Source organism: Devosia sp. (assembly GCF_030689745.1).
GTDB lineage: Bacteria > Pseudomonadota > Alphaproteobacteria > Rhizobiales > Devosiaceae > Devosia > Devosia alba.
Genome location: NZ_JAUYGL010000055.1, coordinates 1 through 17358, shown reverse-complemented (window position 1 = coordinate 17358; position 17358 = coordinate 1). Strand labels below are relative to the sequence as shown.

The window sequence follows — 17358 nt, the reverse complement described above, 5'->3', positions numbered from 1 at the left end:
GCGAGAAAAGTGCCGCCGATGACGGTGATCAGCAACACGCCCCCGACGAGAACAAGCGTATTGACCAGCGCCTGGGTGAAGCTGGGATCGCCGATGACGTAGATGTAGTTCGCCCAGCCGGCGAAGCCGGTCATCATCGGGTTGATCAGGCTGTAGTTCTGGAAGGAAAACCAGATGGTCATCGCCAGGGGGACGGCCATCCAGAGCAGCAGCACGATGACGGCCGGGGCCATCATGATGCGGGACAGGGTCTTGGTTTGTGCGGTGGCCATGATTTCCTCAGCCGTTTGCTGCTGCAGTTCCATTCGACCTGGTCGCGATGATGGACCGGCTTGCGATGAAGTTCCGGACGTTTCCCTATCCGGGGTCTGTTATTTGTCGCCCGGCCCATCTACGAGCCATGGGTCGGGCGACCCGTCTTCGGGAGAAAGGCGATTACTTGATATAGCCAGCGCGGGTCATGTCGCGGGTGGCGGCGTCCTGAGCCTGGGCCAGGGCATCGTCAGCAGACATCTGGCCGGCCAGAGCGGCCGAGAACAGCTGGCCCACATTGGTGGCAATGCCGGCGAACTCTGGGATGGCGACGAACTGCACGCCGGTATAGGGCACCGGATCAACGGTCGGCTGGGTCGGATCAGCCGAGTTGATGGAGTCCAGCGTCATCTTGGCGAAGGGCGCAGCGGCCTGGTAATCGGGGTTTTCGTAGAGCGAGGTGCGGGTGCCGGGGGGCACATTGGCCCAGCCTTCGGCCGCGGCGACGGTTGCGAGATAGTCCTTGTTGGTTGCCCAGTTGATGAACTGCTCGGCCGCTTCCTTGTTCTGCGACGAGTTGGGGATGGCCAGTGACCAGGCCCAGAGCCAGTTACCGCGCTTGCCCAGGCCGTTGTCGGGCGCAAGGGCAAAGCCGACCTGGTCGGCGACGGTGGAATCGTCAGGATTCGTGACGAAGGAGGCCGCCACGGTGGCGTCGATCCACATGCCGCATTTGCCCTGCTGGAACAGGGTCAGGTTTTCATTAAAGCCGTTGGAGGAGGCGCCGGACGGGCCGGCATCGGCCATCAGGCCGAGATAGGTGTCGAGTGTGTTCTTCCACTCGGGCGTGCTGAACTGGGGGGTCCAGCTTTCGTCAAACCAGCGGGCGCCGAATGAGTTGGACATGGCGGTGAGGAAGGCCATGTTCTCGCCCCAGCCGGCCTTGCCGCGCAGGCAGATGCCGTTGATGTCATTGTCGCGGTCGGTCATGGCGCGGGCGGCCTCGCCGATAAATTCCCAGGTCGGCGCGTCAGGCATGGTCAGGCCGGCTTCATCCATCAGGTCCTTGCGGTACATGATGAAGGAGCTTTCACCATAGAAGGGCGCGGCATAGAGCTTGCCCTCGTAGGAAAGACCATCGCGGATGGGCGGGAGCAGGTCATCCACGTCGTAAGCGCTGTCGGCACCGAGCCCGTCGAGCGGCGACAGCCAGCCCTGCCTGGCCCAGATCGGCGCTTCATAGGTCCCGATGGTCATCACGTCATACTGTCCACCATTGGTGGCGATGTCGGTGGTGACGTTCTGGCGCAGGGTGTTTTCCTCGAGCACTACCCAGTTCAGCTCAATGCCGGTCTCTTCGGTGAAGGCCGAAGACAGGCCCTGCATGCGGATCATGTCGCCATTGTTCACGGTGGCAATGGTGAGCGTCTGCGCCGAGGCAGTTGCGGCCAGCGCGACGCTGAACGCGCCCACCAGAATGGGTGTCAGTTTCATTGGTATTCCTCCCAGTAATCGAAGCGGGCATTTGTCCCGTGTGTGAGCAAATACTCAACATTTATGTGGCAGAGTCAAGGGTGCCATGCGCAAGACGCGTGGCGGCCGGATCACGCCATAGGGAGAAGAACGCCTATATCGCTGAGGTTGCAGGCGGCTAAAGCAGTTTCAGGAGGCCTTCGGCGGTGCGCTCATCGGTTATCAATCCGTTAACCAGGCGGCGATTGAGCACAGCTTTGATGCCGGGCAATTTTCTGTTGCCCATGGCGATTGCTACAACCAGCGCGTGTTCCCGCGAGGGAATGGTGGCCGAGGCAACGCGGTCATTGGTCAGGCCCTCGATCAGCTTGCCGTCAGCATCAAAGCTCCAGCCGCAGATCTCGCCGATGGCGCCGGCCTTCTGCAGTTCCTTGAGCTCAGCATCGGTGATGAAACCATCGACATGGAGCGGGGCATCGGGGCCGATGTCGCCAATGCCGACAAAGGTCACATCGGCCTGGGCCGCCAGCGCCAGGGTTCGGCGAATCATGGGCTGGGCATGCAGCAGTTCGCGCTCGCGGGCCGAGGAGGCAATGACCGGCAGGGGCATTGGGAAGCTGCGCGCCTTGACGGTATCGGCCATGTTGAAGATGACGTTGTAATAGGCGGCCGAGCCATCGGGGGCGATATTGCCGGTCAAGGACACCACCTTGTGGTGCGGGCAATCCATCGGGGTGAGCTGTTCAACGGCGGCCTTGAGCGTGCGACCGGTGCCGATGGCCATGACGATGGGGTCGGGGCGCTTGAGCCAGCGTTCGATCTCGGTGGCGGTGGCTTCGGCCACGCCGATGGTGGTGGAATCGCTGGAGGGGTCGGAGGGCACCACTTCGACCAGATCGAGCGCGAAGCGCGATTTGAGGCGGCTCGCCAAATCCATGCACCGCCCAATCGGGTGGTCGAGGCGCACCTTGATCAGGCCCTCGCTGACCGAGAGCGAGACCAGGCGCTGGGCCGACTGGCGCGAGATGCCCAGCTTGCTGGCGATCTCCTCCTGGGTATTGCCGGCCACATAATACAGCCAGCCGGCGCGTGCTGCGTCGTCCAGGCGGTTGCTGGAACTATCCATTCGTTGCGCCATCAATCATCCTGTTGGTTGCGCGCAAATTATTCGGCGATGCGGCGGGCGGCTGCAAGGCGTTTATGAATGTTCGACCGGCTGGTGGGCCAATTGGCTTAGCGCGACGCGGATATCGCGCTCGGTATCCTTGATGTGCAGACGCATGGCTTCGGCGGCGGCCCGGCCATTGCCGGCCTTGATGCAATCGAGGATGCGCTGGTGCGCCTCAATGGTGTCGTGCCGGGTGTGACCGCGCTTTTCGTGGCCGCGGCGACTGATGAAGAAGCCCTCTCGTAGCGGCTGGGCCATGGCCTCGAACAGGAAGCCGAGAATGCGGTTGCCGCTGGCCAGGGCCACAGCTTCGTGAAAGCCCACATCATGGGTGTGGAAGCTCAGTTCCTGATCGTCTGACATGGGCTGGCCCGGTGCGCCTGCCGTGTCGCGCATACCCTGCAGTTCACTTTCGATGGCGGCGATGCCGGCACGGTTGGCCCGCTTGGCGGCCAGGGTTGCCGACTGCACCTCGAGCGAGAGGCGGATTTCGACCAGATCGAACAGGCCCTTGGGATCATAGCGAATGATGGATGTCAGGAAATCGGCGAAGGCGGCGCCGTCCGGCTCCCGCACCACAGCCTTGCGACCACGCGCGATCTCGAGCAGGCCGCGTCCCTCGAGCAGCTTGACCGCCTCGCGAATGGTCAGGCGACTGACCGCATAGCGCGTGGCCAGCGCCGCCTCGCTGGGCAGGCTGCTGCCGGGCGTCAACTCACCCAGAATCATCTGCGCCAGGTGTTCGGCGACCGCCCCGGCAGCGGTTGGTTGATCGGCGCGTGCAGGGACAGACTTGCTCATATCTCCTCCAAGATATCTGATACCTTTACCTCAAGCAGTAGAGTCATACGCGCAATTTAGCCAGAGTCTTCCGCAGAAATTTGCCAATTGTGACAATTCCGGTGAGCCGAAAATGCCGCGTATCAGGCGCTATCGTTAATATTCGAGAATCGAAAAAAATGGTGAGAGGCGGCGATCCTGCTTTACAAGGCTTGTCTGATCATTCTAGTTTCCGTCGCGTGGGCTTGGGAGAGCCCTGACGGTTGTTGCCGTCGTGCAGGAGGAATTCCATGCGGTATCGACAGATCGTGCGCCTCCGAGTGTTTACTCGGTCGTTTCTGCTGTCTGCCCGGGATCGAATTCATTGGTAATGCCGGTTCCGACCGGACACGTGCATAGCCTCAAGGCCTCTCCCCTGACGACCATCCAAAGCTTCTGAACTCGAATTACAAAAAAGGGAGTCGAGACGTGAAGATTATCAAGACGCTTGCCACCGTATTGGCCGTCGGCGCCATGGCGCTGACCGCATCGACTGCGGTCTTTGCCCAGGACAAGGGAGCGATCGGCATTGCCATGCCAACGCAGTCCTCGCTGCGCTGGATCTCTGACGGCAATGAGCTCAAGGCTGCACTCGAAGCCAAGGGCTATTCGGTCGATCTGCAGTATGCAGAAGACGATATTCCCAACCAGCTGGCCCAGATCGAGAACATGGTCACCAAGGGCGTCAAGGCCCTCGTGATCGCTTCGATCGATGGCACCACGCTCAGCTCCGTGCTGCAGCAGGCCGCCGATGGCGGGATCAAGGTCATTGCCTATGACCGCCTGATCCGCGACAGCGGCAATGTCGATTTCTACACCACCTTCGACAATTTTGAAGTGGGCGTGCTGCAGGCCAGCTCGATCCTCAAGGGTCTCGGCTACCCCGAGAAGACAGGCCCATGGAATGTTGAACTGTTTGGTGGTTCGCCAGACGACAACAATGCCTTCTTCTTCTATGACGGCGCCATGAGCGTGTTCCAGCCGCTGATCGATGACGGCACCCTTGTGGTGAAGTCGGGTCAGACGGGCATGGAAACCGTTGGTACCCTGCGTTGGGATGGTGCTGTTGCCCAGGCCCGTATGGACAATCTGCTGTCGGCCCACTACTCGGACGGCTCGCGCGTTGATGCCGTGCTGTCGCCCTATGACGGCCTGAGCCGCGGTATCATCTCGTCGCTGCGCGGCGTTGGTTATGGCGCTGCCGATCAGCCATGGCCGATCATTTCGGGCCAGGACGCCGAACTGCCGTCGGTCAAGGCGATCATCGCCGGCGAGCAGTATTCGACGGTGTTCAAGGACACCCGCGAACTGGCCAATATCACGGCTGAACTGGTTGACACCGTGATCTCGGGCGGCGCACCAGCTGGCCTTGACACCACCACCTATGACAATGGCGTCAAGGTTGTGCCGTCAATCCTGCTGACTCCCTATGAAGTGGACGCGAGCAACTACGAAGCACGCGTCATCGACAGCGGCTACATCAAGGCCGAAGAACTCCAGTAAGCCTGGCTGCTGGAACATCGGGGCTCCGCGGTAACGCGGGGCCCTTTCCCGTGAACGGGCCGGGGCGCTATAATGGGACGCGCCTGGGCGTACGAGAAAGCTGCCAATGACCAAGACCATTCTGGAGATGCGCGGCATCACCAAGACTTTCCCCGGCGTCAAGGCGCTGTCGGACGTCAATCTGGACGTAAGGGAAGCCGAAATCCACGCCATTGTCGGTGAGAACGGGGCCGGAAAATCTACCCTGATGAAGGTGCTCAGCGGCGTCTATCCGGTCGGCAGCTATGACGGCAAAATCATCTTTCAGGGCGAAGAACAGCACTTCAAAACCATTGCCGATAGCGAAGCCAAGGGCATCGTCATCATCCATCAGGAGCTGGCGCTGGTGCCGCTGCTGTCGATTGCCGAGAACATCTTTCTGGGCAATGAGCAGGCCCGGGCCGGGATCATCGACTGGGACGCAACGCGCGATGGCGCGCGCAAACTGCTCAGCATGGTGGGTTTGAGTGAAAACCCCGACACGCTGGTGACCAATATCGGAGTGGGCAAGCAGCAATTGGTGGAAATCGCCAAGGCGCTGTCCAAAGAGGTCAAATTGCTGATTCTGGATGAGCCGACTGCCAGCCTGTCGGAAAAGGACAGTGCGGCGTTGCTCGAACTGCTGACCGAGTTCCGCAAGCAGAGCATTACCTCGATCCTGATCAGTCACAAGCTGAACGAGGTCAGCAAGGTGGCCGACCGCATCACCGTGATCCGCGACGGGCGCACCATCGAAACCATGAACAAGGATCAGATTTCAGAAGACCGGATCATCACCTCGATGGTGGGACGTTCGCTGGAAGATCGTTACCCCGCCCGCACGCCGCAGATCGGCGAGACGGTGTTCGAGGTAAAGAACTGGACAGTCTATCATTCCCAGCATCGCGACCGGAAGGTGATCAGCAATATCGACCTGCACGTTCGCCAGGGTGAGGTGGTCGGTATTGCCGGACTGATGGGTTCGGGCCGCACCGAGTTCGCCATGAGCGTGTTCGGCCGCTCCTATGGCCAGCGCATCAGCGGCGAGGTGTTGCTGCACGGCAAAAAGGTTGACGTGTCGACGGTCGAAAAAGCCGTGGCGCGCGGCATTGCCTACGCCACCGAAGATCGCAAGACCTATGGCCTGAACCTGATCGATCACATCAAGCACAACACCACCATTGCCAACCTCAAGGGCATTGCGCGGATCGGGGTGATCGATGATCTGCACGAAATGGACGTTGCCAATGAATACCGCACCAAGACCAATATCCGTTCGTCGAGCGTCTATCAGGTGACGGGCAATCTGAGTGGCGGCAACCAGCAGAAGGTGGTGCTGAGCAAATGGCTGTTTGCCAATCCGGATGTGCTCATCCTGGATGAGCCGACGCGTGGCATCGATGTGGGTGCCAAGTACGAGATCTATACCATCATCAAGAATCTGGCGGCGCAGGGCAAAGCGGTTCTGGTGATCTCTTCGGAGATGCCCGAACTGCTCGGCATTACCGACCGGCTGTATGTAATGAACGAGGGCCGGATCGTGGGCGAAATGCCGACGGTCGAGGCCAGCCAGGAAAAAATAATGCGTGCGATTGTTCGTGCGGAAGGGAAGGCATCATGACCACTGAAACCGCACTGGCGGGCGCGACTGCAACCGGCGAGCAGCCCAAGATGCACCAGTTAACCGTCTGGGGGGCACTCAAGGCCAATATGCGCGATTACGGCCTGCTGGCGGCCCTGATCCTGATCATGCTGACTTTTCAGTATTTCACCGATGGCGTGCTGTTCAAGCCGGTCAATCTGACCAATATCATCCTGCAGAACAGCTATATCATCGTGATGGCGCTGGGCATGTTGCTGGTCATCGTGGCTGGCCATATCGATCTGTCGGTCGGCTCGGTATCGGGCTTTGTCGGCGCGCTGGCCGCCATGCTGATGGTGGGCTGGAAATTCCCGCCGGAACTGGCATTTCTGGCCAATCCGTTCGTGGCCGGTGCCATTTGTATTGTAGCCGGGGCCGCCATCGGTGCTGCCCAGGGCTATCTGATCGCCTATTACCAGATCCCGGCCTTCATCGTGACACTGGCCGGCATGCTGATCTTCAAGGGGCTGTCGCTGGCCATTCTGGCCGGCAAGTCGGTGGGTCCGTTCCCGGCTGAATTCCAGCTGCTGTCGGCCGGTTTTATTCCCGATCTGATCGGGCCGTGGACGCTGATCGAGAAGGCCGAGGGCGTGCATCCGCTGGTCTTGCACAGTACGACGCTGGCACTGGGCATTGTCGGGGTTGTCATCATGGTCGTGATGTCCGTGCTGGGTCGGCGTCGTCGCATGGCACGCGGCTATGAGACCGAGCCCTTCGCGCTGTTCATCGCCAAAAACCTGATCATTGCCGGTTTGGTGCTGTTTTTCAGCTATATGCTGGCCTCCTATCGTGGCCTGCCCAATGTGCTGGTGGTCATGGCGGTGCTGATCGCGGTGTTCGTGTTTGTCACCAAGCGGATGACCTTTGGCCGGCGTATCTACGCGCTGGGCGGCAATCTCAAGGCAGCCTCGCTGTCGGGGATCAAGACCGAACGGATGACGTTCTATGTGTTCGCCATCATGGGCGCGCTGGCGGCGCTGGCCGGCATGATCTACGCGGCGCGCCTCAATTCGGCGACGCCGAAAGCCGGGCAGGGGCTCGAACTCGACGTGATCGCGGCGGTGTTCATCGGCGGCGCCTCGGCGCTGGGTGGCGTCGGTGCGGTGGCCGGTGCGGTGATCGGCGCCTTCATTATGGGCGTGATGAACAATGGCATGTCGATCATGGGCGTCAACATCGATTGGCAGCAGATGATCAAGGGCGTGGTGCTGCTGGCAGCGGTGTTCTTTGATCTCTACAACAAGAAGCGCGCAGGTTAGGTTTCAGCCGTGTGCAACGACCAAGACCGTCGGGGTTACCCGGCGGTCTTTTGTTTGGAGAGGCCTTAGTGAGGGTAGCCCAGCGGTCGGGGGTGTCCCGCGCGTGGTTCGCGCCTTGGCCAAGACCGGTCAGCTGCGCCGGGCTATCGCACTGATGCTCGATTCCGGGCAATGGAATAGTGTCGGCATGGCGGACAAGACTGCCATCGGCAAGGGTGGCGATGCGGATGCAACGTATCGCGCCTGGGGGCGTTGAGAAAATAGAGCACTCACAAGAGCTCTTCGCGGCCTCCCGCGGCGTAGACGCGGTCGAGGCAGATTTCGGGACATATTCCCTGGGTTTCTCCGGGCGCCGCGCTCAAGGCGGTGTCGGTAGATAGAATAGAAAGACCAGACCTCATGGCCACTACAGCAAATACAGCCGGCAGGCGTTTGAACAAGCGCATTGCCGTCCAGCTTTTGACCGGTTGCGTGCTCGCTACGGCGGCGCTGGCACCGACAGGTATGGCATTTGCCCAGGTTACTCCGGTGGAGATCAAGACCGGCGCAAGTGAGCTGTTTGCTGGCCGGGTGTTGACGGCGGGCCTCGACAATCCCTGGGCAATGCGCTGGGGGCCGGATAACCAGATCTGGGTGACCGAACGGACCGGCGGCGACGTGACCCGGGTCGATCCGGTGACCGGCGTGCAGCAAGTGGTGCTGACAATCGATGATGTCTATACCGGGCCGCAGCACGAGGGTCTGCTCGGACTAGCTCTGCATCCTGAGCTGGGCCAGGGCACGGGCAATGACTATGTCTATGTCGGCTATACGGTCAACAATGGCACGGCAGAAGCGCCTGAGCCATCGGCGCAGATCGTGCGCTTCAGCTGGGACGACCAGATCCAGCAGCTTGGCGAGCCGATGATCCTGATCGAGGGCCTGCCTGCCGGCAATGACCACAATGCCGGCCGTGTGGTGTTCGGGCCGGATGGCAAGCTGTATTATTCGATCGGTGAACAGGGCCACAATTTCGGGCCCAATCTGCGCAAGCCAAACCTTGCACAGAAGCTGCCGACGGCAGCAGAGGTTGTCGACAAGGACTGGCATACCTATTCGGGCAAGATTCTGCGATTGAACCTGGATGGTTCGATCCCCGAGGACAATCCCGAGATCGACGGCGTCAGGAGCCATCTCTACAGCTATGGTCACCGCAATCCGCAGGGGCTGGGTTTCGGGCCTGACGGGACGCTGTATAGCACCGAGCACGGACCGGCCAGCGGCGACGAGCTCAATATCATCCAGCCGGGCGGCAATTATGGCTGGCCCGATGTGTCGGGCTTTATCGACGACAAGGCCTATAGCTATATCAACTGGAGCGAGGCACCCGAAAGCGTCGATCGCAATACCGATCCGCTGCCCGACTCCGTTCCGCAGTTCAAAGAAAGCGCGTTCACCGGCGATATGGTTGACCCGCTTGCGGCCTATTGGGTGGTCGAGGACGATTATCCCATCGGCGACATCTGCGGCTATATCTGCGACCCGACAATGGCCCCGTCATCGGCGCTGTATTACGCGGCGGGTGACGACGGCATTGCCGAATGGGACAATTCGGTGCTGATCCCGACCCTCAAGCACGGTACGCTGTATGTACAGCATCTGAGCGCGGACGGTCAGGCGGCTGAAGGCGAGCCGGAGGCCTGGCTGAGCACGCAGAACCGCTATCGCGACGTGCTGGTTTCGCCGGATGGCAAGACCGTGTTCATCGCCACCGACGCGTTCGGTTCGGCGGCGCAGAAATTTGGCGACGGGCTTAACACCTCCGTGCTGCACAATCCCGGGGCAATCCTGCGGTTTGCCTATGGCGAAGAAGGCGGTGCGCTCGGCGTGGTGTCGGGCAATGACTTTGAGGCCGCGCCAGCGGCGTCGGGCACTACCGGCGTGCAGGAATGGGAAGATCCCAATACCGGTAAGACGCCAGCCGGTGACGATGCCAAAGACGACGATGCCGACGATGAAGCCGCAATGGTCACCGAGGATTCCAACGTCGTAGCGGTTTCGGCTCTGGGCCGGCCGCAATATATCGTGAGCTGTGCAACCTGTCATGGCGGACGCGGTGAAGGTGCTTCGGCTCTGGCGTTGGCGGGTAACCAGAAGCTGGCTGATGCCAAAGTCGTTGCGAGCACCATCGTGCATGGCTTTGGCTACATGCCCAGCTTTGGCAAGATGCTCAGTGACGCGGAGATCGCCCAGATCGGCACGTTTATCCGCAATAGCTGGGACAATGATTTCGGCGTGCTGACGGAAGAGACCGTGTCCGACGCCCGCTAGATAGGCAATACTGGCTGCCTGAGCAGCTTTTAAACGAAAAGGCGGGGGATCACCTCCGCCTTTTTCAATGGCCAGTACCTGTCGGTGGGATTGATGGCGATCAGGTTTCTACCTCGGCATCGGTCCGGCTGCCCCATTCGGTCCAGGAGCCGTCGTAGACCGCCACGGTTTTGGCGCCGGCGCGTTCGGCGGCGAGCGCCAATGTGGCGGCGGTGATGCCGGAGCCACAGGTGGTGATCAGGGGCTGGTCGAGCGCGATGCCGCGTTCGGCGAACAGGACGGCCAATTGCCCGGGGGATTTCAGCTGTCCGGCTTCGGTCAGCAGGCTGACCGGCAGGTTGGTGGAGCCGGGGATATGGCCTGCACGCAGGCCCTTGCGCGGCTCGGGCGCTTCAGCGTGGAAGCGCTGGGCGGGACGGGCATCGGTGATCTGGCTGGTGCCGTCCTGGCTGCGGGCACGCACGGTGTCGAAATCGGCAACGCGGCTGGCGTCAAAGGCGGCGTTGAAGACCTGCTTGGGCCGGGCGACCAGGCCGGTTTCAGTGGGGCGCTTTTCGGCGCGCCACTGCGGGCCCCCGCCCGAGAGAATACGGACGTCCATGGCGCCCATGGTCTTGAATGTCCACCAGACGCGCGGCGCCGAGAACAGGCCAATCTCGTCATAGATGACGATGGTCATGGTGTCGGCAATGCCCAGGGCGCCGACCATATGGGCAAAGGCGGCGGGCGAGGGCAGCATGTGGGGCAGGGCGCTATCGGTATCAGCGACGCCATCGATATCGAAGAATACCGCGCCGGGGATATGGCCGGCCAGATAGTCGGCCTGGGCATTGCGGGCGGCATTGGGCATGTGCCAACTGCCGTCCAGCACCACCACATTGGGGTCACTCAAATTGGCGGCCAGCCACTCGGTGGTAACGAACGGATCATTCACGGCTCAATACCTCTGGTTGCGACAGGAAGATGGCCCCGTCGCGTGTAGAGGTCAAATGCCTAATTGGCGAGGACCAAGAGATCCTTGCTGGCCAGGCTGAAGGTTATGCTCTCGCCGCGCCTGGGCGGAATGGAACGCTGATCGTTGAAAGTATCCAGACTGATCACGTTCTTGCCCAGCGCAACGCGGACGCGGATGACCGAGCCGAGGAAGGTGACGTCGGCGACGGTGCCTGTCAGGGTTACATCATTGCCTTCGCGCGCGCCAATGGTGAGCACTTCGGGCCGTACTGTCAGCACACTGGCGGCATTGAGCCCCGCATCTGCGGGTAGATCGGGCAGGGTGAGGGGCTGGCCATCAATGGTCACGATCTTGTTGGCAGGATCGGTAATGACGACATCGAGATTATTCAGCTGGCCAACGAAGGTGGCGACGAAGCGGGTGGCCGGTTTGTTGTAGATGTCGTGTGGCGCGCCGAGCTGTTCGATACGACCCGCATTCATCACCACGACGCGGTCGGAGATCGATAGCGCCTCCTCCTGATCGTGGGTGACGAAGACGGTGGTGATGCCCAAATCGAGCTGAATGGCACGGATCTCTTCGCGCAGCGAGACGCGGATCTTGGCGTCAAGTGCCGAGAGCGGTTCATCGAGCAGCAGCATGCGGGGCCGGGGGGCGATGGCGCGCGCCAGGGCCACGCGCTGCTGCTGGCCGCCGCTCATCTCGTAGGGGTAGCGCTGTTCGTAACCGGGCAGGCCGATCAGCTTGAGCATTTCGGCGACGCGGGCGCGACGCTCCTCGCGCGGCACGCCGGCGATCTTGAGGCCGAAGCCGATATTGTCGCCGACATTGAGATTGGGAAACAGGGCATAGGCCTGAAACACCATGCCGAGTTGGCGCTGATTGGGCTTGAGGGTGGTGATGTCCTGCCCGTCAATGGTGATGGTGCCGGCACTGGGTGTTTCAAAGCCCGCGATCATGCGCAGAATGGTGGTCTTGCCGCAGCCAGAGGGGCCGAGCAGGGAGATGAACTCGCCCCGGGCAAAGGCGAAATCGACGGCCTTCACCACGGTATTGCTGCCGTAGGTCTTGGTGAGGCCGGAAACGGAGAGAAAATCGGCTGTCATAGTCAATCGGTCCTGGCGGAGGTGCGGGGGGCGAAGCGGCCGAGCACGTTGATCATGCCCATGGCACCCCAGGTGATGATGAAGGAAATGATGGCCAGCGCCGCCGGCTCATAGGCACGGTTCGCGCCGATATTCTGCAGATAGGGACCGAAGGCCGGGCGGTTGAGCAGGCTGGCAATAGTGAATTCGCCGATGACGATGGCGAAGGTCAAGAAGGCGCCCGAGAGCACCGCCACCAGTATATTGGGCAGGATGATCTGGCTGATGATCTGGATGGTGTTGGCGCCGGCGATCTGGGCGGCCTCGGTCAGGGTCTGCACATCAATGGTGCGCATGCCGGTATCGACGGCACGATAGGTATAGGGCAGGGCCAGGGTGACATAGGCGAAGGTGAGCAGGATATCGGTGCCCAGCGCACTGCCGGTGAAGGGAATGATCGAACTCGAATTGTAGAGCCGGATATAGCCATAAACCAGGATGATGGCCGGGATAATCAGCGGCAACAGGGTGAAAAATTCCATGAAGGGGCGCAGCCAGGGCAAGCGCAGCCGCACGAAATAGACAGCCGGCACAACAATGACGATACCCACCAGAATGGAGAAAATGCCGATCAGCACCGAATAGCCGAACGTGGCCTGGAAATTGGGGTCGGAGAACACTGACGCATAGCTGTCAAAGCTGTAGTAGCCGCGCCGCATGCGCAGCGAAAACTCGAAGGTGGCAACCAGCGGGACGATGAAATAGGACGCGCCGAGGAGAAAGACCACCCAGGCCCAGAAGCGGTTCTGTTTCATTTCATCCACCTTTCGGCGCGCTGGGAAATGACCAGATAGATGATATTGGCGAAGGCGGTGATGACCACCATGCCCAAGGCCAGCGCGGCGCCGAGGCCGGGATTCTGCAGGGCATCACCGCGGATCTGCGCATAGAGCAGGATGGGCACGATGTTGAGTGAGGAGCCGGTCAGGCCATAGGCAGTGGCGATGGCGCCAAAGGCATTGGCAAACAGCAGCGAGACGGTGCCAAGAAAGCTGGGCCACAAAATGGGCAGGCCGATATAGCGCCAGAACTGCCAGGGTTGGGCGCCGAGGCTGGCAGCGGCCTCACTCCATTCCTTTTTCAGCCCATCAATAGCGGGGGCGATGATCAGGATCATCAGCGGGATCTGGAAATAGAGATAGGTGATGGTCAGGCCCCAGAAGCTGAGCAGGTTGAAGCCGGCGCGATAGAGATCGAGACCGAAGACCGTCTTGGCGATGATGGTGACCAGACCGAGCCGGCCCAGGGTGGCGATGAAGGCAAAGGCCAGCGGCACGCCGGCGAAATTACTGGCAACGCCGGAAAAGGTCATGATCGCCGAGCGCAGCGGGGCGGGCAGGCGGCCGCGAATAATGGCCAGGGCAATGGCCAGACCGGCCAGCGCGCCAATGATCGAGGAGGCGCCGGCTATGCGGATGGAAATCCAGTAGGCGGCCATGATCTGGTCGGTGAACAGGCCGAGGATATTGTCGAAGGTCAGTTCGCCATCGCGACCGATAAAGGCGCCGCCCAGCAGGTAAAGCGTGGGTAGGACGAGGAACATGAGGCCGAAAATGATGAAGGGGGCGACACCCAGAAATTCCAAGGAGAAGCGGCGGCGGGATGAGGTTGTTGTTGACATCAGACGTATCGAGCTTGTGGCCCACCCCTATTGTCCTCCCCTGGATGGGGAAGGGGGCGGGGCGATGGCTGGCACCATCCCCGCCCGATTGCATTGTTACTCGACGTTGGCGCCGACGGCTGAATCCCACTGGCCTGTGATCACTTCCTTGGCAGCGTTCTGCTGCTCGATGGTTGGGAACACGGCCTTTTCATAGGCGGCAGCGGGGGGCAGGGCGTCGAGCATGGCCTGCGGGATGGCGCCCTTGGCGGCCAGATCGTTGAAGCGGATCGGGTGGCAATAGCCAGCCAACCAGCCGAGCTGACCTTCGTCGGAATAGAGGTATTCCATCCACAGCTTGGCCGCGTTGGGGTGCGGTGCATAGGCCGAAATGGCCTGGACGTAGACGCCCGCAACAACGCCGGTGGCCGGGACAACGATCTCGGCGGCAGGATTGCCTTCAAAGCTGTCGCGCCAGGCGAGCAGGTTGTAGTCCCAGGCGATGACGATCGGGGTGGTGCCCTGGGCCAGCGACGCGGCCTTGCCGATGACGGGGACGAAATTTCCCTTGGAATTGAGATCGGCAAACAGCTTCAGACCGGCTTCCGCAGCACCAGCGGCATCTGCGCCGGTGGACAGACCAGCGGCGTAAACCGACTGGATGGCCTGGGCAGAAGCACGTGGATCGCCAGCGAGGGCGACGGCGTTGGCGTATTCGTCCTTGGCCAGGTCGGCCCAATCGGTTGGCACGGTGTCGAGTATGTCGGTGTTCACCAGCATGGCCATGACGCCATAATAATCGCCATACCAATAGCCCTCAGCATCCTTGGCATCGTCGGGGATCGAGTCCCAGGTCGAGACCTTGTAGGGCTGGATCAGGCCATCGGCCTTGGCAGAGGGGCCAAAGGACAGGCCGACGTCGATCACGTCAGGTGCCTGTGGGCCCATATTGCCCTGATTGGCCTTGATGGCTTCGATCTCGTCAGCCGAGCCCGCATCGGGGTTCAGTTCGTTGACGGTGATGCCGGGATATTTTGCCTTGAAGCCGGCAATCACGTCGCCATAGGCGCACCAATTGTGCGGCAGGGCGATGGTGGTGAGCTCGCCTTCGGCCTTGGCCGCAGCATAGAGCGCGTCGAGATCGACCTGAGCAAAGGCGGGGGTGGAAACGGCGAGAACGGCAAGCATCGACACGGATGCACCGAGCGACTTCTTGATAGACATGTTCAGTCTCCCTGTAAATTCGTCAACGCTCTTTGGTGAGCGCTGCGGCGGACCGGGAGGGGAGTAGTGAGACGGGATGACAGTGCGATGACGGCGAGACTGGCTGAGAAGGTGCATCTGAACGACGCGCCTACGGGCGCAATCTAACGGAAGTCGCATTGCCGCGTACCCATGCCTGCCTCCCCAGCTGCAATTGTGACACTGCGCCTTTGTGACAGTCTCGTCCAGATGGTCAAAAATCGGATTCCGGCGCTGTGCATTGGTGGAACTGACGGCCTCGGGGTGGGCCGAACGATAGGATGGGCAGCCAAATGCGCATGGTGCAAGTTTAGAATTGTTCTAAGCTATTGATTTACAATTGATTTTATAAGCTGACTTTGATAATCCGCTTTTAACTTCAAACTCAGGAGGATCAGCCATGATCTCGACCGGTGTTCGCACCCTGCGCAGCCTTGCCGTCGCCCTTACCCTGTCGGTCGCGCCCGTCGCAGCCTATGCTGCCGCGCCCACCCAGGCTGAGGTGCTGGCCAATTACGCCGATCTGGCACTGGCGGGCTATGAAGATGCGTTGAGCACGGCCAAGGCGCTGGACGCGGCGATTGATGCGCTGATCGCGGGGCCAAGCGACGCCACGCTGAATGCCGCCAAGGATGCCTGGAAGGCCGCGCGGGTGCCCTATCAGCAGACCGAGGCGTTCCGCTTCGGCAACCCGATTGTCGATGAATGGGAAGGGCGGGTGAACGCCTGGCCGCTCGATGAGGGCCTGATCGACTATGTCGATGCCAGCTATGGCACCGAGAGCGACAGCAATGCCCTGTATGTCGCCAATGTCATCGCCAATTCCAGGCTTTCCATCGATGGCAACGAGCTCGATGCGACCGAGATTACGCCAGCGCTGCTGCAGGAACATCTTCAGGAAGCGGCCGGTGTCGAATCCAATGTGGCGACGGGCTACCACGCTATCGAGTTCCTGTTGTGGGGTCAGGATCTGAACGGCACCAATGCCGGCGCCGGTGCGCGCGCGTTCACTGATTACTCGACCGCCGCGCACGCGGATCGCCGCGCGGCCTATCTCAAGGCGGCGTCGACCCTGTTGGTGTCGGACCTTGAAGAAATGGTGGCAAACTGGACGGCAGACGGCGCTGCCCGGGCGGCGCTGCCCGAGCTGGGTATTTCGGCGATCTTGACCGGCATGGGCTCACTGAGTTTTGGCGAAGTGGCCGGCGAGCGCATGAAGCTGGGCCTGCTGCTGCATGATCCGGAAGAAGAGCATGATTGCTTCTCGGACAATACCCACATGTCGCATTTCTACGATGCGGTGGGCGTCCAGAATGTCTATCTGGGAAAGTACACCCGGGTTGACGGCTCGGTAGTCGAGGGGCCCGCGCTGGCTGAGGTGATTGCCGACAAGGATGCGGGGCTGGACGGCGAAATCCAGACGCTACTGGCCGATACCATTGCCAAAATGCAGGTCATGGCGGATCGGGCGGAAGCCGGCGAAGCCTATGACCAGCAGATCGGCGAAGGCAATGTTGAAGGCAATAGTGTGGTGCAGGCCGCCATTGACGGGCTGATCGCGCAGACGCGCGGCATCGAGCGCGCCGTGGCACTGCTGGAGCTGGGCGATGCGGTGACTATCGAGGATAGTGACTCGCTGTCGAACCCGGATGCGGTGTTTCAGTAAGAGTGCTGGTGGGTGGGAGAGTTAGCCCACCCTTGCTCCCTCCCCACAGAGGGGAGACGATGAAAACTGAAATCAGGCCCTGCGCATCCCTCCCCCGAATGGGGAGGGACTGAGGGTGAGGTGATGGGAACTACTGCAGCCCTGTTGATTGGGGCTATGCTGCGGTGCGCCAAAGCCGGAAACAGGCAGAGCCATGAAAACTCGTCTCACCATTGCTCTTGTCGCCGTGCTATTCGGCGGCCTGACCCTTGCCCAGGACGGTGCGGTGCGCAGCGATTTGACGCCGGACGATCTGGCGCGGGTACA

Annotated in this window: 14 protein-coding genes and 1 pseudogene; 6 read left to right on the top strand and 9 right to left on the bottom strand. The window is 61.0% G+C overall.

The annotated features are described in order from the left end of the window. The 4 genes and pseudogenes from Q8O80_RS04995 to Q8O80_RS04980 all read right to left on the bottom strand — a co-directional run. A pseudogene (locus Q8O80_RS04995) lies at positions 1-272 on the bottom strand (sugar ABC transporter permease); the annotation flags it as partial. Between the two features lie 163 nt (positions 273-435). Then, the gene (locus tag Q8O80_RS04990; protein ID WP_305577563.1) at positions 436-1746 is read right to left on the bottom strand and encodes a sugar ABC transporter substrate-binding protein; all 1311 of its coding nucleotides are present in this window, start codon (positions 1744-1746) and stop codon (positions 436-438) included. Positions 1747-1903: 157 nt separating this feature from the next. Then, positions 1904-2851: a sugar-binding transcriptional regulator gene (locus Q8O80_RS04985; RefSeq protein ID WP_305577561.1), complete on the bottom strand. Its 948-nt coding sequence runs from the start codon at positions 2849-2851 to the stop codon at positions 1904-1906. Between the two features lie 72 nt (positions 2852-2923). Continuing rightward, positions 2924-3694: a FadR/GntR family transcriptional regulator gene (locus tag Q8O80_RS04980; protein WP_305577559.1), complete on the bottom strand. Its 771-nt coding sequence runs from the start codon at positions 3692-3694 to the stop codon at positions 2924-2926. A gap of 447 nt (positions 3695-4141) precedes the next feature. On the opposite strand from Q8O80_RS04980, the gene chvE reads away from it, so the two are divergent. From chvE to Q8O80_RS04955, 5 genes are all read left to right on the top strand, one after another. After that, positions 4142-5215, top strand: a complete 1074-nt coding sequence (gene chvE, locus Q8O80_RS04975; protein ID WP_371136110.1) for a multiple monosaccharide ABC transporter substrate-binding protein — start codon at positions 4142-4144, stop codon at positions 5213-5215. Between the two features lie 106 nt (positions 5216-5321). Further along, positions 5322-6854 carry a multiple monosaccharide ABC transporter ATP-binding protein gene (gene mmsA, locus Q8O80_RS04970; protein WP_305577557.1) on the top strand — a complete coding sequence of 511 codons (1533 nt, stop codon included), beginning with the start codon at positions 5322-5324 and terminating at the stop codon, positions 6852-6854. Beyond that, positions 6851-8134: a multiple monosaccharide ABC transporter permease gene (gene mmsB, locus Q8O80_RS04965; RefSeq protein WP_371136109.1), complete on the top strand. Its 1284-nt coding sequence runs from the start codon at positions 6851-6853 to the stop codon at positions 8132-8134. Before mmsA ends, mmsB begins: the two co-directional genes overlap by 4 nt. A 115-nt stretch (positions 8135-8249) precedes the next feature. Continuing rightward, positions 8250-8390 carry a hypothetical protein gene (locus Q8O80_RS04960; protein WP_305577555.1) on the top strand — a complete coding sequence of 47 codons (141 nt, stop codon included), beginning with the start codon at positions 8250-8252 and terminating at the stop codon, positions 8388-8390. Positions 8391-8533: 143 nt separating this feature from the next. After that, on the top strand, positions 8534-10444 hold the full coding sequence (locus tag Q8O80_RS04955) for a glucose/sorbosone family PQQ-dependent dehydrogenase (protein ID WP_305577553.1): 1911 nt from the start codon (positions 8534-8536) through the stop codon (positions 10442-10444). Between the two features lie 100 nt (positions 10445-10544). Here the strand turns inward: Q8O80_RS04955 and sseA are convergent, their stop codons facing one another. From sseA to Q8O80_RS04930, 5 genes are all read right to left on the bottom strand, one after another. Next, positions 10545-11378: a 3-mercaptopyruvate sulfurtransferase gene (gene sseA, locus Q8O80_RS04950; RefSeq protein WP_305577551.1), complete on the bottom strand. Its 834-nt coding sequence runs from the start codon at positions 11376-11378 to the stop codon at positions 10545-10547. A gap of 59 nt (positions 11379-11437) precedes the next feature. Next, positions 11438-12505: an ABC transporter ATP-binding protein gene (locus Q8O80_RS04945; protein WP_305577549.1), complete on the bottom strand. Its 1068-nt coding sequence runs from the start codon at positions 12503-12505 to the stop codon at positions 11438-11440. A gap of 2 nt (positions 12506-12507) precedes the next feature. Next, positions 12508-13299, bottom strand: a complete 792-nt coding sequence (locus Q8O80_RS04940; protein WP_305577547.1) for an ABC transporter permease — start codon at positions 13297-13299, stop codon at positions 12508-12510. Next, a complete protein-coding gene (locus Q8O80_RS04935) occupies positions 13296-14165 on the bottom strand; it encodes an ABC transporter permease subunit (RefSeq protein WP_305577545.1) in 870 nt (289 codons plus the stop codon). Before Q8O80_RS04935 ends, Q8O80_RS04940 begins: the two co-directional genes overlap by 4 nt. A gap of 96 nt (positions 14166-14261) precedes the next feature. Next, a complete protein-coding gene (locus tag Q8O80_RS04930) occupies positions 14262-15332 on the bottom strand; it encodes an ABC transporter substrate-binding protein (protein ID WP_371136111.1) in 1071 nt (356 codons plus the stop codon). 454 nt (positions 15333-15786) lie between these two features. Between Q8O80_RS04930 and Q8O80_RS04925 the strand changes: the two genes are divergently transcribed. Next, complete coding sequence (locus tag Q8O80_RS04925) at positions 15787-17052, top strand: imelysin family protein (protein WP_305577541.1); 1266 nt, start codon at positions 15787-15789, stop codon at positions 17050-17052. Positions 17053-17358 lie beyond the last annotated feature (306 nt).

Excerpts from the sequence above, each read along its gene's own strand:
- Q8O80_RS04990 (WP_305577563.1), bottom strand. The coding sequence starts at position 1,746 with ATGAAACTGACACCCATTCTGGTGGGCGCGTTCAGCGTCGCGCTGGCC.
- Q8O80_RS04985 (WP_305577561.1), bottom strand. The coding sequence starts at position 2,851 with ATGGATAGTTCCAGCAACCGCCTGGACGACGCAGCACGCGCCGGCTGG.
- Q8O80_RS04980 (WP_305577559.1), bottom strand. The coding sequence starts at position 3,694 with ATGAGCAAGTCTGTCCCTGCACGCGCCGATCAACCAACCGCTGCCGGG.
- mmsA (WP_305577557.1), top strand. The coding sequence starts at position 5,322 with ATGACCAAGACCATTCTGGAGATGCGCGGCATCACCAAGACTTTCCCC.
- mmsB (WP_371136109.1), top strand. The coding sequence starts at position 6,851 with ATGACCACTGAAACCGCACTGGCGGGCGCGACTGCAACCGGCGAGCAG.
- Q8O80_RS04955 (WP_305577553.1), top strand. The coding sequence starts at position 8,534 with ATGGCCACTACAGCAAATACAGCCGGCAGGCGTTTGAACAAGCGCATT.
- Q8O80_RS04945 (WP_305577549.1), bottom strand. The coding sequence starts at position 12,505 with ATGACAGCCGATTTTCTCTCCGTTTCCGGCCTCACCAAGACCTACGGC.
- Q8O80_RS04940 (WP_305577547.1), bottom strand. The coding sequence starts at position 13,299 with ATGAAACAGAACCGCTTCTGGGCCTGGGTGGTCTTTCTCCTCGGCGCG.
- Q8O80_RS04935 (WP_305577545.1), bottom strand. The coding sequence starts at position 14,165 with ATGTCAACAACAACCTCATCCCGCCGCCGCTTCTCCTTGGAATTTCTG.
- Q8O80_RS04930 (WP_371136111.1), bottom strand. The coding sequence starts at position 15,332 with ATGCTTGCCGTTCTCGCCGTTTCCACCCCCGCCTTTGCTCAGGTCGAT.
- Q8O80_RS04925 (WP_305577541.1), top strand. The coding sequence starts at position 15,787 with ATGATCTCGACCGGTGTTCGCACCCTGCGCAGCCTTGCCGTCGCCCTT.